Genomic DNA, 13,163 nt, shown 5'->3' on the forward strand with positions numbered 1-13,163 from the left:
ACCGGGCAGCTGTCGGCGGCGCGCAAGTAGAGTGAGCCCGACGGCATTCGGCCGGCGATGAGGCGGGAGAACGATGTGCACAGCGGCGCGGATGATTTAGCGGCTATCAACGCACTGGCGCTGTTGCCGGAGTCGGACGCGCGAGATCAGATCACCCGTTTCATGATGCAGTACAAGTTCGCCGTCGACGAGATGCTGACCAAGATCTCCATCTTGCAGCAAGAGTTTCAGCATCTGCACCGGTACAACCCCATCGAGCATGTGACCTCCCGAGTGAAAACGCTGCGCAGCATCGTGGAGAAATTGGATCGGCGGGAGATCGAGCCATCGTTCGACGCGATCCGCGCGAACATCACCGACATTGCGGGACTGCGTGTGACCTGCAGTTTCATTGCGGACACGTACTACTTCCTCGAGACGCTCACCACCCAGTCGGACCTGCGGGTGCTCGAGGTCAAGGACTACATCGCACATCCCAAGGCCAACGGCTATAAGAGTCTCCACGCGATTGTCGAGATCCCCGTGTTCCTCTCCAACGGGCCGGTTCCGGTGGTGGTCGAGGTGCAGATCCGCACCATCGCCATGGATTTCTGGGCGAGCCTGGAGCACAAGATCTACTACAAGTACAAGGGTGCGGTGCCCCGAGACCTCGTGGCCAGCCTGACTGAGGCCGCGGATATCGCCAGCCAGTTGGACCACCGGATGGAACAGCTGCACACAGAGATCCGGGACATGGGCGGACAGCCCGACGCCGAAGGCCCTGTGGACCTGAAAATGATGGCCGGCAAGCTGCCGTAACCTGGGAAGGCGCGGCAGCAGCAGTCGCTGGCCGGAAGCGGTGGAGAGAGGTCGGTCGATGGCAGGCTCTGTCGAGTTCCCACAGTCTCGTGCAGACGTCCAAGCTCGGGTGGACGCCTTCGAGCCAGTGGCGGTGCCCAGCTCGGCGCACGCAGCAGCCGTTGCCCTGACGGTGGTGGAATCCGGTGGGGCCCTGGGTATCTGGTTGACCCAACGCGCGCTCACCCTCCGCACGCACCCAGGACAGTTCGCGCTGCCCGGCGGCCGAGTCGATGAGGGGGAGGATGCGCCCGGCGCGGCTCGGCGCGAGTTGGGCGAGGAGATAGGCGTCGAGCTCCCGGCGAGCGCCGTGCTCGGACGCCTGGACGACTACGTCACGCGGTCGGGTTTTGTGATGAGCCCCGTCGTGCTGTGGGGCGCGGACTCCGAACATGTGGTGACTCCCAGCCCCGCGGAGGTCGCTGAGGTGTTCTTTATCTCCTTTGCCGAGTTAGACGTCGAACCACAGTTCGAAAATATCCCGCAATCGGACAAACCGGTGATAATGTTGCCGTGGCGCGACGGCTATCTGCATGCCCCTACGGCGGCCGTCATGTATCAGTTTCGAGAGGTTGTGCTCCGGGGGAGAGACACTCGTGTAGCTGGTCTAGAGCAACCTGTGTTCGCCTGGCGGTAAATGCCGTCTGTGCTGCCGGTTCGTTGATCAGGCCCTGATCCAGCTACGCTACAGGCTTGTCCAACAAGCGAATTCGTGTGTGGAAAGAGGTGACGTGTGACCGGGAATGAGCAGGTCAGCAAGATCTATGACGTGGTCGTCAACAGGAATGCTGGCGAACCGCTATTCCATCAGGCCGTCGCGGAGGTGTTCGAGTCCCTCACCGTCGTCCTTAAGCGTCATCCCCACTACGCCAACTTCGGCTTGATCGAGCGGCTATGCGAGCCAGAGCGCCAGATCATCTTCCGCGTGCCCTGGACGGACGACGCGGGCAATGTGCGGGTCAACCGCGGATTCCGCGTGCAGTACAACAGCGTGCTCGGCCCCTATAAGGGCGGACTGCGCTTCCACCCCAGCGTCAACCTGGGCATGGTCAAGTTCCTAGGGTTCGAGCAGATCTTTAAGAACGCGCTCACCGGCCTGCCCATCGGCGGCGGCAAGGGCGGCTCGGACTTCGACCCGAAGGGCCGCTCTGAGTCCGAGATCATGCGCTTCTGCCAATCCTTCATGACGGAACTGCAGCGCCACATCGGCGAGTACACCGACGTCCCCGCGGGCGACATCGGCGTCGGCGGCCGCGAGATCGGCTACCTCTTCGGCCAGTACAAGCGGCTGACGAACAGCTACGAGTCCGGCGTCCTCACGGGCAAGGGCCTGACCTGGGGCGGCTCACAGGTTCGAAAGGAGGCGACCGGCTACGGCGTCACCTACTTCGTGGCGAACATGCTCGAGGCCAAGGGCACCGAGATCTCCGGCAAGAAGGTCGTCATCTCCGGCTCCGGCAACGTCGCCATCTACGCCATCGAGAAGGTCCACCAGCTCGGCGGCACCGCGATCGCGTGCTCAGACTCCTCCGGCTACATCGTGGACGAGGACGGCATCGACCTCGAGCTGCTCAAGGACATCAAGGAAGTCCAGCGCGGACGCATCTGCGAGTATGTCGAGACCCGGAAGTCGGCGCGGTTCATCGAGAACGGCTCCATCTGGGATGTGCCGTGTGATGTCGCGCTGCCGTGCGCCACCCAGAACGAGCTCACCGAGCAGGATGCGAAGACCTTGATCAAGAACGGCGTCATCGCCGTCGCGGAGGGCGCCAATATGCCCACCACCCCGGAGGCGCTCAAGCTCTTCCGCGAGGCGGGTGTCGCTTTTGCCCCGGGCAAGGCCGCGAATGCGGGCGGCGTAGCCACCTCGGCCCTCGAGATGCAGCAGAACGCGTCGCGCGACTCCTGGCACTTCGATTACACCGATGAGCGACTTGCCGCCATCATGCGTGACATCCACGGCCGTTGCAGCGAGACTTCTGAGGAGTTCGGCAAGCCCGGCGACTACGTGCTGGGCGCCAACATCGCGGGCTTCGTCAAGGTGGCCGACGCGATGTTCTCGATGGGCGTCATCTAACTCCTGATCGAGTATCGATCAGGACACACAGGTTCCAGACGGGAAGGGGTGGCATGGCTCCGCAGGGCGAACGGCCAGCGACGGCCGCGACGTTGAGCGGTGCCGCCCCCGACCACGGGATCTGGACTATTCCCAACCTGATTAGCGGGCTGCGGATCCTCGGCGTCCCACTGTTCTTATATCTGATCCTCGGTCTGGAGGCAGACGGTTGGGCGCTCGCCGTCCTCCTGATCAGCGGCGGGACGGACTGGCTGGACGGGAAGCTGGCACGCTGGCTCAACCAGATGAGCAGGTTCGGGGCACTCCTGGATCCCATCGCAGACCGGCTGTACATGATCGCGATCCCGCTGGCCTTCGCGGCCCGCGGGATCATCCCCTGGTGGCTCGTCGCAATCTTGTTGCTCCGCGAGGCGCTGTTGGCGGCCACGCTCCCGTTCTATAAGAGCCGCGGCCTCGGACCGCCAGAAGTCCACTACCTCGGCAAGGCCGCCACCTTCACGCTCATGATCGCGCTGCCGGTGATGCTGGCCGGCTTCGGTGACTCCGCGGTGGCCACCGCACTGCACCCGTGGGGCTGGGCCCTGATGACCTGGGGTGTCGTCCTCTACGTGTGGACCGGGTTCCTCTACCTGGCCCAGGCCGTCCGAATGGCCCGCGCGCTGCCGCACCTGTCCAGGGCCGCCCGCGCGGAGGCGGACACCACACCGCGATGACGCCAGCGGAGGAGGTCGCGCAGGCCGAGAAGGTCCAGCGTAATCCAGTGCCCTCTCTCCTGCGCTCGCTGCTCACTGATCACCTGGACCCCGGCTATGCCGACGAGGCTCGGCTGCGGGCCGCGGGGGAGCGGACCCCCCGGTCCCGTTCGGGCGGGCTCGCCTGGCTGGTCGCGGGCACGGTGGTGGTCGGCCTCGTCTTCGGCGTCAGCGCCGCCCACCAGACCCGGCGCGCCCCGGACACGATGGCCGCACAGCAGCAGATCGCAGATGATGTGCGCATCCAACAATCCGGCAACGACGCGCTCGCGCGGGACCGTGACGCCTTGGCCATCCGCGAGGCGGCCAAGCGGACCGCCAACCTCGCCGGCGATGCCGAGGGCCGCCGGATCCTCGGGGAGCTGCGCGTGGCCGAGATGGGTGCGGCGGCGGTCGCGGTGACGGGCCCGGGCATCCGGGTGGATATCGGGGATCCGCCGGCGCGGCCCGACCTCACCGACAAGGGGCGCCCTGGCGGGGCCGAGCGCGGTCAGGTGATCCTGGACCATGATCTGCAGGCCGTCGTCAACGCGCTGTGGGCCAGCGGCGCCGAGGCCATCGCCATCGACGGCGTCCGGGTTGGCCCCGGCGCGTCCATCCGCCAGGCGGGTGGCGCGATCCTGGTGGACAACCAGCCAGTGACTAGTCCCTATGCCCTTGAGGCGATCGGGGACGCTGGCGCGATGCAGGCGGCCTACATCGTCAGTCCCGGGTATCTGCGACTGCAGCCGCTCCAGCAGTTGTATGGCGCCACTGTGGCCATCGAGTCGGCGGATAGCCTGCAACTGGCGGAGGCGCCGACTCGGGACCTCAGATACGCGCACGGGAGCTGACGGCGATGGCACAGCAGGGACCGCACGCGGGAGCAGATCGGGAAGGTGGGCGATGATCGGATTTCTAGCTCTGGTGGCGGGGATTGTCCTTGGGATCATCTTCAGCCCCGAAGTTCCGGTGGTTCTCCAGCCGTATCTACCGATCGCGGTGGTCGCAGCGCTGGACGCGGTGTTCGGCGGGTTGCGCGCGTATCTCGACGGCATCTTCGACTCGAAGGTGTTCGTCGTCTCGTTCGTCTTCAACGTGGTGGTTGCGGCGCTGTTGGTGCTGCTCGGCGATCAGCTCGGGGTCGGCACCCAGCTATCCACCGCGGTGATCGTGGTGCTCGGCATCCGGATCTTCGGCAACGCCGCGGCGCTGCGACGGAGGTTGTTCGGTGCCTGAGCCCGCGGGGGCGCCGGGCCCCGGTAAGACTAAGCCTAGGAAGAGTAGGCCCGCCGTCTCCGTGATCCTGGTGGCGCTGCTGTGCATGCTGCTGGGCATCGGCATCGTCACGCAGGTCCGGGACACCAAATCTGGCGACGGGCTGGATTCTGCCCGCCCGTCCGATCTGCTCGCGCTCCTGGACAGCCTGCACCAACGCGAGGCAGCGCTGCGCCAGGAGATCACCGCGCTGGAGCACTCCCTCGACTCGATGCAGTCCGACGGGAACAGCTCCGAGGCGGCACTCGACGAGGCGCGGGCGCGGCTGTCCTCGCTCCAAATTCAAGTGGGCTCGGCCCCCGCCACCGGACCCGGCCTCATTGTGATGATCGCTGATCCCCGCGGGGGCGTGGACGCCGACGTGCTGCTCGACCAGCTCCAGGAACTGCGGGCGGCGGGCGCTGAGGCGGTCCAGATCAGTGGCGGCCGCGCCGATCAGAACGTCCGGATCGGCGTTGACTCGTGGATCACGGGCGGAGCCGGGGCGATCAAGATCGACGGGGTGGAGGTGAGCGCGCCGTTCACGGTAACCGCGATCGGCGACCCACCGACGCTGTCCGCCGCATTGAATATTCCGGGCGGCGTCATCGACACCGTGCGCCGAGTTGGTGGCGAGGTCACCGTGGATCCGCGAGACTCGGTGGAGATATCTGCGGTGCGGGATCCGATTGCGCCGCGGAAAGGCACTCCAGGCGACTAGGCTGGGGTGATTGTGCGTGGCAGCCTCAGGTAGCATTTTTGTACTACTTGGCTGTCGGATTCTAGGCAGGCACGCCAGTTCCGGTGTGCTGGTTGGCAGTACGGCAGAAACTGTCAGTGGGGAGTCGGCCAATAAGGCGGCCACAAGGTACCGTCAAGTAGGTCGGTCAGATCGATTCAAGACAACTGGCAAATTCGGTGTGAGGTCCGGTCAACGGACGAAGGAGACGCGGTGAGCGAGAACGACAAGAACTCGGGGTTCGAGACTTCGGTTGAGACCACTTCGGTCTTCCGAGCGGACTTCCTCAGTGAGTTAGACCCCTCGGCGGGACAGACCTCTGAGTCCTCGGTGAGTGGCGTGGAGGGGCTGCCTCCGGGCTCGGCCCTGCTGGTGGTCAAGCGTGGGCCCAACGCCGGGTCTCGATTCCTGCTGGATCAGGCCGCGACCTCCGCCGGCCGGCACCCGGCCAGCGACATCTTCCTCGACGATGTGACCGTGAGCCGTCGCCATGCCGAGTTCCGGCAGCTGGATGACGCGTTCGAGGTTGTCGACGTCGGTAGCCTCAACGGCACTTACGTCAATCGCGAGCCGGTGGACGCGGCGGTGCTCGTCAACGGTGACGAGGTTCAGATCGGGAAGTTCCGCTTGGTCTTCCTGACAGGACCGCGCAGCGACGCAGGTTTGGACAGTGGGTCAGCGGGGTCGGAAGGCCGGTGACCGCGGCGAGCCAGCCGGCGCCAGTCGGGATGTCCATCGGCACGGTCTTGGATCGACTCCGTCCCGAGTTCCCGGATGTCACCATCTCCAAAATCCGCTTCCTGGAGGCGGAGGGCTTGGTGACGCCCGAGCGGACGCCGTCGGGCTACCGCCGGTTCTCTGTAGGCGATTGCGAGCGACTCAAGTATGTCTTGACTGCGCAGCGTGATCAGTACCTGCCGCTGAAGGTCATCAAGGAGCAACTCGAGGCTGGCGATTCGGGCGCCGTCGAAGTGGTCCCTCTGCGGCACCCGCGGGCTCTGGCCATCGCGCCCGGGCTGGTGTCCCCGGAGGCGTTCCGGTCGGACCCCGATGCGCGTATGAGCCGAGGCGATCTGTGCGCGCGGGCCGAGGTTGAGGATCGTTTTGTCACGGAGCTGATACGGGCGGGGCTATTGACGCCGGGCGCCGGGGGGTTCTTCAATGAGGACAGCGTGACGTTGGTGAAGACGGTCCGCGACATGGCTGGCTTCGGGCTGGAGGTGCGCCACCTGCGGGCCTTCAAATCGGCGGCGGATCGCGAGGCCGGGTTGGTTGCGCAGATCGCCGCGCCCGTGGCCAAGGGGCGGGAAGCTGGCGCGCGGGACCGGGCCGAGGAGCTAGTTCGTGAGCTCGCGGCCTTGTCTGTGACTCTGCACAGTTGCCTGGTCAAGGCTGCTGTGCGCAATGCGCTTGATGGTTGACGGACACGCGTCGCGTCTCGTGGTGTGGGCGGCCGATGGTCGCCTAGACTCTGGGATACGAGTGTGTGCGGCGAGAATTCTGGACTACCGCTGTGGAGGCGAGTGCAATGAGTGAGATGCAGTTGGTGGGCATTCGCGTGGAGCAGCCCCAGCAGCAGCCGGTCTTGCTCCTCAGGGAGTCCGAGGGGGAGCGGTTCCTGCCGATCTGGATCGGGCAGGCGGAGGCCACCGCGATCGCGCTGGAGCAGCAGGGCATTGCGCCGGCGCGGCCATTGACGCACGACCTCGTCAAGGACATCGTGGAGGCTCTCGGGCGCACACTCCTCGAGGTGCGCATCGTCGCGCTGCGCGAGGGCACATTCTATGCCGATCTGGTGTTCGACCAGGACGTCACCGTGTCTGCGCGGCCGTCCGATGCGATCGCGATTGCAATCCGCGTGGGCGCGCCGATCTTCGCGGAGGAGGCCGTGCTCGCGGAGGCGGGACTTGCGATGCCGAGCGAGCGCGAGGACGAGGTGGAGAAGTTCAAGGAGTTCCTCGACACGATCTCTCCGGAGGACTTCAATCCGGGCGACACTGCGTTGCCCGAGTGAGCCGCGCGCGACACGCTTAGGTCACGATTGAGTCTCAACCTCAACTTGAGGTTGAGGCTTACGGCGAGTCGCATTGATCGGCCGCCGTTGCCCTCATAACGTCTAGCTCAGTGAATCGCATGGTTGTGATTCAAAATCCGGCGTAGTCTGAACGCGCCCCTGGTTGTCGTGCGAGAGTACTTTCGCAACTCGACGGGACGGGGCCGTGGCGAGAGGGAGTTACCAGTGGGCGAGCATCCGAAGGACGCAGAACTGTTTCGGGAGTCTCCGCAGCAGGAGTCCAGCCTCGAGGAAGCAGCCGCCGAACGCCAGGCGCCAGCGGAGCTGATCGGCTACCGGGGCCCCACGGCCTGCCAGATCGCCAATATCACCTACCGCCAGCTCGACTATTGGGCGCGGACATCGCTGGTCGTCCCCGCAATCAGGGGGGCGGCGGGCTCCGGCAGCCAGCGCTTGTACTCGTTCAAGGACATCCTGGTCCTCAAGATAGTGAAGCGGCTTCTTGACACGGGCATCTCGCTGCAGAACATCCGGGTTGCCGTCGACCACCTGCGCGATCGCGGGGTCGAGGACCTCGCGAACATCACGCTGTTCTCCGATGGCGTCTCGGTCTACGAGTGCAACTCGGCGGAGGAGGTCGTAGACCTCCTGCAGGGCGGCCAGGGCGTGTTCGGGATCGCTGTGAGCGGCGCGATGCGCGAGCTCACCGGCTCCATCGCGGACTTCCCAGGTGAGGTCGCGGTCGGCGGCCATGAAATCGAGGCGCCCGAGGACGAGTTGGCCACTCGCCGCAAGACCCGCAGCAATCGCAAGATCGGCTGAGCGGACAACCGAAAGAGCCGCTGGCCCCGTCTACGCCGAGGGGGCCAGCGGCTCTTTGCTGCGTGAGGCTCAGCCCATGTCGGTGTGGATCGCTACGGGCAACTGGGGATCCGCAGAGCTGTTGAGGAACGTCAACGTGCCACCGGTCTGGTCCGCGATCGCTTGCAGCGTCGCGAGATCGGTGTTGGGGCTGATCACAATGACGTTGACAGCTACTGGCCGCGCCGGATCCTGTGCTGCGGCAAGGTTCCGCAGCAAGGCCGCCGAGTCGAGGTTGGACTGGTCGTCATTTGGCCCGTCCGTGATCAGCAGCACCGAGTTCGCCTGGTCCGGGCGGAAGCCCTCGACCGCGCTCGCATAGGCCGCTTGCAAGGAGCGATAGGTGTGTGTCGCAGAGACCGGACTGGCCAAGGACAGCGCCGTGTCCAGGAGTTGCCGCCGTTGCCCCTCCGCGCCCACCGGCTCGCCGAGCGGGCCCGTGGTCACGTCGATGGCGTAGGGCGTGGTGCCGTCGAGGTTCGCGCTATAGCGCCAGAGCCCGACCGCCGCATCGTCGGGCAAGGCGGCGATCTCGCCGCGCAGCGCCTCCGTGACATTGAGCAGTCGGCTCTGGTTCCCATCCGCCACGCGCATGGAGCCGGACACGTCGAGCAGGACCGTCGTCGCATGCGCTTGCTGCGCTCCACCCCGGCGCGGGGCGATCTTCGCGATGGCGTCGGCCTGGGGCAGGGGGAGCACCGACTGCGGGCGGGTGAAGGAGACGACGCCATTGTCGGTGTCCACAGGCGCGGCTCCCTCCACCTGGAACCCGGACTCGGCCAGGAGTCCCAGCTGGTCAGGCTGTCGAGCGAACTCGTTGAATGCCGACGCGGCGCGGCTAAGAGTCTCATCCGCCTCCGCGGCTCTCAGCGTGGTGGCGGGGAAGTCGGCGACCGGGGTGGCGCCGGCGGGAGACAGGCCGCGGGCACTCGGATTCTGCTGGTCTTTGACTGCCATGTAGAACTGCTGCTCGGTGACGGGCACGGCGAGGACCCCCGGGGAGTCGCCGGTCACGGCGGCGAGTGCGGCGGCGGTGTCGTCGAAGGACTGCCCAGTTGTGCCCGCGCGGAGGGCGGTCAGCGCGTCGCGCACCGCGGGAGAACCTGCCTGCTCCGCGGTCACGGGCTTCCCGTCGGAGCCAGCGACCGCCGCGGCGACCGCGGACAGGGCCAGGGTGCCGGGACCGGAATCGGCGCCGCCGGGCAGTGTCAGCCCAAGCTCACCGGCGCTCTGGCGAGCGGGCAGTTCCTGCCAGGAAAGCTGTGCCAGCGCGGTGGCCTGCTGCTCCGGCAGGACGAGTAGGACGGGCGAGGTCGCCACTGAGCGGCTGGCGCTCGAGAGGGCATCCGGGTGGCTCGCACGGGCCTGGTCCAAGTCGGCGCCGGACTGGGCGATCCAGACCGCGGGCAGGTCCTGAACAGGGGACTCGTCCAGTGCCGCCAGCACTTGGTCGGCGGACTCGGCCTGCACCGACACGGTGATGCATTGGTCCCGCACCACGGGCTGGGTCTCGCCATAGCGGGCCGCGATCTGCTCGATCACTGGTGCGATGCCGGGATCGGCGGCGATGGTGAGAGTGCGATCGCCGTCGAAGCACGACGCCGCGGCGGCGCTGTTCTGGTTCTCATTGTGCTCGCGCAGTTGCAGCCAGCCGAAGATGACAGCGGCCAGCACGAGGAGTCCGACAACGGCCAGCACCGGCCACCTTGCGATCCCGCGTTTGGTGGAGGCACTGCGATGTTGGCTCAATGGTCTACCCGCTCTCTCGCCGATGAAGCTAGATGCCCAGAGTCTAGGTCTGTGCGCGGCATTCAACATCGAACACCATGGCGTGTCTGGCCGATGGTGGGAATCTTCATGGTGAAACTGCACACACGGCCTCAGCCGGGGGACAGGCCAGGGGATTACACGTCAGTGCCCTGCCGGTGCCCGATCACGCCGGCCCCTCGGGCGCCGGCGGCTCGCCGCGGTGCGTGGCATCGCGCACCGTGCCCACGAACTCCTCGGCCACGTCCTCCATCGCCACGATCCCGACCAGCCGGGGCAGACCGGTGGTGGGCGCCACTCGGGTGACCGCCGCCAGATGGCTGTGCGTCTTGCGCAGCACCGCGAGAGCCTCATCCAGGGGCGAGTCATAGGCGACCCGGGGCAGTGCCCGCACATCCGAGACGGGGATGCGGCTGTCGGGGCCGAGGGAGTCGTCGAGCAGCCGGCCCAGGATGTCCTTCACGTGCAGGTACCCGATCAGCTGGCCGGTGTCCGAGCGCACGGGGTAGCGGGAAAAGCCGGTCTCCACCACCGCCTGCTCGATGGAGCCTAAGGTGGGGCCGCCCGGCAGCATCGGGATCGATCGCACGTCCGCCAAGGGGATCATCACCTGCGCCGCAGTCTTCTCCTTGGTGGTGAGCGCACGGGTGAGGCGACGGTGTTCCTCGGCGTCTAGCAGCCCCTCGGATCGGGACTCGCCGATGATGTCCGAGAGTTCCAACATGGACACCGTCGCGTCGAGCTCATCGCGCGGTCGGACGCCCATCAGCCGGAGCACCAGGTTGGCGGAGAAATTGTAAAACGCGATGACAGGCCGCATCATTTTAATGAAGAACAGGTGCGGCGGCACCAGCAGCATCGCCATGCGCTCTGGGCCGGCGATGGCGATATTCTTCGGCACCATCTCGCCGAAGAGGATGTGCAGGAACGCGACGAGGAGCAGCGCGATCACAAACGCCACCGTGTGTTGCAACTCTGTGGGAATACCCACGGCGGACATCGGCATCTCGAGCAGATGAGCCACGGCCGGCTCCGCGATGCGGCCCAGCAGGATCGAGCAGATGGTGATGCCCAGCTGCGCGCCCGCGAGCATCAGGGATAGATGCTCACCTGCGCGCATGACCGTCTCGGCCTTCTTTCGTCCCTGCTCGACAAGGGATTCCAGCCGGTCACGCCGGGCGGAGATCAGCGCGAACTCGGCGCCCACGAAGAAGGCGTTGCCCGCGAGGAGAAAAACCATGAGCAGAAGCGACCACACGTCGGTCATCGAGTCTCACCTGCCTGCTCGCCGTCGGTACCGACGGAGCCCTCAGGCTCGTCCGCAGGCAGCTCGGTGCTCAGCGCGACCCTGTCGATCCGGCGCCCGTCCATGCTGACGATGCGGGCCCGCCACACCTCGATGTGGGGTTCCATCCGTGTCAGTGCGTTCTCCGACTGCTCGCGGCCGCTGGTGATGGGCAGGGTGATCTCATCGCCCTCGACGGGGATGTGCCCGAACTCGTTGAGCAGCAGACCGGCGAGGGTCTCGTAGTCGCCCTCGGGGAGTGGGAGGCCAATCTCGCTGCGCACCTCGTCGATACGGAGCAGTCCGGAGCACAGCCAACCGTCGGCGATGCGCTGGACGTCGGTGCTGTCGTTGTCATGCTCGTCGCGGACGTCGCCGAGGATCTCCTCGATCAGGTCCTCCATGGAGATCATCCCCGCGGTGCCGCCGTACTCATCGACGACCATCGCGACCTGCATGCCGTGGGCCCGGACTTGATCCATCACGGCGTCGCCGTCCAGGCTGGTGGGCACCGCGGGCACTTTGCGGGCGAGCCCGGCCACCCGGGTTCGCTTGCGCTCCGCCGCGGGGACCCAGAAGGCCTGCTTCACATGTACGACGCCGACGGTGTTGTCGAGGTCGCCATCGGTCACTGGGAATCGGGAATAGCCGGTGCTGGCGGCCAACCGGAGAAGGTCCACCACGGTGTCGTCCTTGTCTAGGGATTCGATGCGGACCCGCGGGGTCATGATCTCGTCGGCGTTGCGCTCACCGAAGTGCAGCGAACGGTCCATAAGGAGCGCGGTTTCCGGGTCGAGGGAGCCGTGCCGCGCGGAGTTCCGCACGAGCGAGCCCAGCTCCTCAGGGGACCGCGCCGAGCGCAGCTCGTCGGCCGGCTCCACGCCGAAACCGCGCACGACGATGTTCGCGGCGCTGTTGAGCCCCCCGATGGCCCAGGTAAACGCCAACGAGAAGCCCGCTTGGAGGGGTGCGGCGACGCGCGCCACCGCGAGGGGATGAGCGATGGCCAGATTCTTGGGGACGAGCTCGCCGAGGATCATCGACAGAGACGTCGCGACGATGAGCGCGAGCGCGAGGGAGATCCAGTCCGCGGGGCCCTGTCCGACGCCCCAGGCGGTGAGCGGCGTGTGGAAGAGGCGGGCGAACACGGGCTCTGCGATGAGGCCGGTGATCAGCGTCGTGATGGTGATGCCGAGCTGGGCGCCGGAGAGCTGAAAGGACAGAGTCCGGTGCGCGTGCTGGACGATGCGCGCGCGGCGGTCACCGTTTTTCGCGTGCCCGTCGACGGTGCTCTTCTCCAGCGCGGTCAGCGAGAACTCCGCGGCCACGAACACTGCGGTGCTCAGTGTCAGGGCGAAGAAGCCGACAAAGCTGAGAATGGTCAGTGCGAGGTTCATCGGTTGGGCCGCCCGTCATTGCGCGATTCGCGCGTCGGGGCAGCCCCAGCAGAAGGGGGGTCCTCGTCAGGCGGGGTGTCCCCGCCGGGGGCATTGGCGGACTGGGCCGCGGTGTCGAATGTGGGTGCCGGGGGCACCTGCTACCTCTTTCTTGGTGGGCTTGTCCGGTAGTCGAACGGCCCGTCTCAGACGGGGCTG

General features: G+C 66.5%; 14 protein-coding genes. 11 read left to right on the forward strand and 3 right to left on the reverse strand.

Translation table 11 applies throughout. The annotated features are described in order from the left end of the window. Positions 1–57: 57 nt before the first annotated feature. The 11 genes from TBIF_RS18800 to TBIF_RS18850 all read left to right on the forward strand — a co-directional run bounded on the left by TBIF_RS18800 (position 58) and on the right by TBIF_RS18850 (position 8,477). The gene (locus tag TBIF_RS18800; protein ID WP_084611789.1) at positions 58–798 is read left to right on the forward strand and encodes a GTP pyrophosphokinase; all 741 of its coding nucleotides are present in this window, start codon (positions 58–60) and stop codon (positions 796–798) included. A gap of 58 nt (positions 799–856) precedes the next feature. Then, positions 857–1,474: an NUDIX hydrolase gene (locus TBIF_RS18805; RefSeq protein WP_038171929.1), complete on the forward strand. Its 618-nt coding sequence runs from the start codon at positions 857–859 to the stop codon at positions 1,472–1,474. Positions 1,475–1,570: 96 nt separating this feature from the next. Further along, entirely contained in the window at positions 1,571–2,914 is a 1,344-nt protein-coding gene (gene gdhA / locus TBIF_RS18810) for an NADP-specific glutamate dehydrogenase (RefSeq protein WP_024796292.1), read from the forward strand. Positions 2,915–2,967: 53 nt separating this feature from the next. Continuing rightward, positions 2,968–3,627: a CDP-alcohol phosphatidyltransferase family protein gene (locus TBIF_RS18815; protein WP_024796293.1), complete on the forward strand. Its 660-nt coding sequence runs from the start codon at positions 2,968–2,970 to the stop codon at positions 3,625–3,627. Then, positions 3,624–4,499: a DUF881 domain-containing protein gene (locus TBIF_RS18820; RefSeq protein WP_024796294.1), complete on the forward strand. Its 876-nt coding sequence runs from the start codon at positions 3,624–3,626 to the stop codon at positions 4,497–4,499. Before TBIF_RS18815 ends, TBIF_RS18820 begins: the two co-directional genes overlap by 4 nt. A 52-nt stretch (positions 4,500–4,551) precedes the next feature. Then, on the forward strand, positions 4,552–4,884 hold the full coding sequence (locus TBIF_RS18825; RefSeq protein ID WP_024796295.1) for a small basic family protein: 333 nt from the start codon (positions 4,552–4,554) through the stop codon (positions 4,882–4,884). Next, positions 4,877–5,623 carry a DUF881 domain-containing protein gene (locus TBIF_RS18830; protein WP_051461642.1) on the forward strand — a complete coding sequence of 249 codons (747 nt, stop codon included), beginning with the start codon at positions 4,877–4,879 and terminating at the stop codon, positions 5,621–5,623. The genes TBIF_RS18825 and TBIF_RS18830 overlap by 8 nt, the downstream gene beginning before the upstream one ends. A gap of 231 nt (positions 5,624–5,854) precedes the next feature. Next, positions 5,855–6,340, forward strand: coding sequence for a glycogen accumulation regulator GarA (gene garA / locus TBIF_RS18835; RefSeq protein WP_024796297.1), 486 nt, complete (start codon positions 5,855–5,857; stop codon positions 6,338–6,340). Then, complete coding sequence (ftsR, locus tag TBIF_RS18840; protein ID WP_024796298.1) at positions 6,337–7,062, forward strand: transcriptional regulator FtsR; 726 nt, start codon at positions 6,337–6,339, stop codon at positions 7,060–7,062. The genes garA and ftsR overlap by 4 nt, the downstream gene beginning before the upstream one ends. Positions 7,063–7,169: 107 nt before the next feature. Then, on the forward strand, positions 7,170–7,655 hold the full coding sequence (locus TBIF_RS18845; protein WP_024796299.1) for a bifunctional nuclease family protein: 486 nt from the start codon (positions 7,170–7,172) through the stop codon (positions 7,653–7,655). Between the two features lie 225 nt (positions 7,656–7,880). After that, a complete protein-coding gene (locus TBIF_RS18850; RefSeq protein ID WP_024796300.1) occupies positions 7,881–8,477 on the forward strand; it encodes a MerR family transcriptional regulator in 597 nt (198 codons plus the stop codon). 69 nt (positions 8,478–8,546) lie between these two features. Here the strand turns inward: TBIF_RS18850 and TBIF_RS18855 are convergent, their stop codons facing one another. The 3 genes from TBIF_RS18855 to TBIF_RS18865 form a co-directional block, all read right to left on the reverse strand. Continuing rightward, entirely contained in the window at positions 8,547–10,214 is a 1,668-nt protein-coding gene (locus TBIF_RS18855; RefSeq protein WP_051461643.1) for a hypothetical protein, read from the reverse strand. Between the two features lie 235 nt (positions 10,215–10,449). After that, complete coding sequence (locus TBIF_RS18860) at positions 10,450–11,550, reverse strand: hemolysin family protein (RefSeq protein WP_024796302.1); 1,101 nt, start codon at positions 11,548–11,550, stop codon at positions 10,450–10,452. After that, positions 11,547–12,965 carry a hemolysin family protein gene (locus tag TBIF_RS18865; protein WP_024796303.1) on the reverse strand — a complete coding sequence of 473 codons (1,419 nt, stop codon included), beginning with the start codon at positions 12,963–12,965 and terminating at the stop codon, positions 11,547–11,549. Before TBIF_RS18865 ends, TBIF_RS18860 begins: the two co-directional genes overlap by 4 nt. Positions 12,966–13,163 lie beyond the last annotated feature (198 nt).

The organism is Tomitella biformata AHU 1821 (assembly GCF_000524475.1).
GTDB lineage: Bacteria > Actinomycetota > Actinomycetes > Mycobacteriales > Mycobacteriaceae > Tomitella > Tomitella biformata.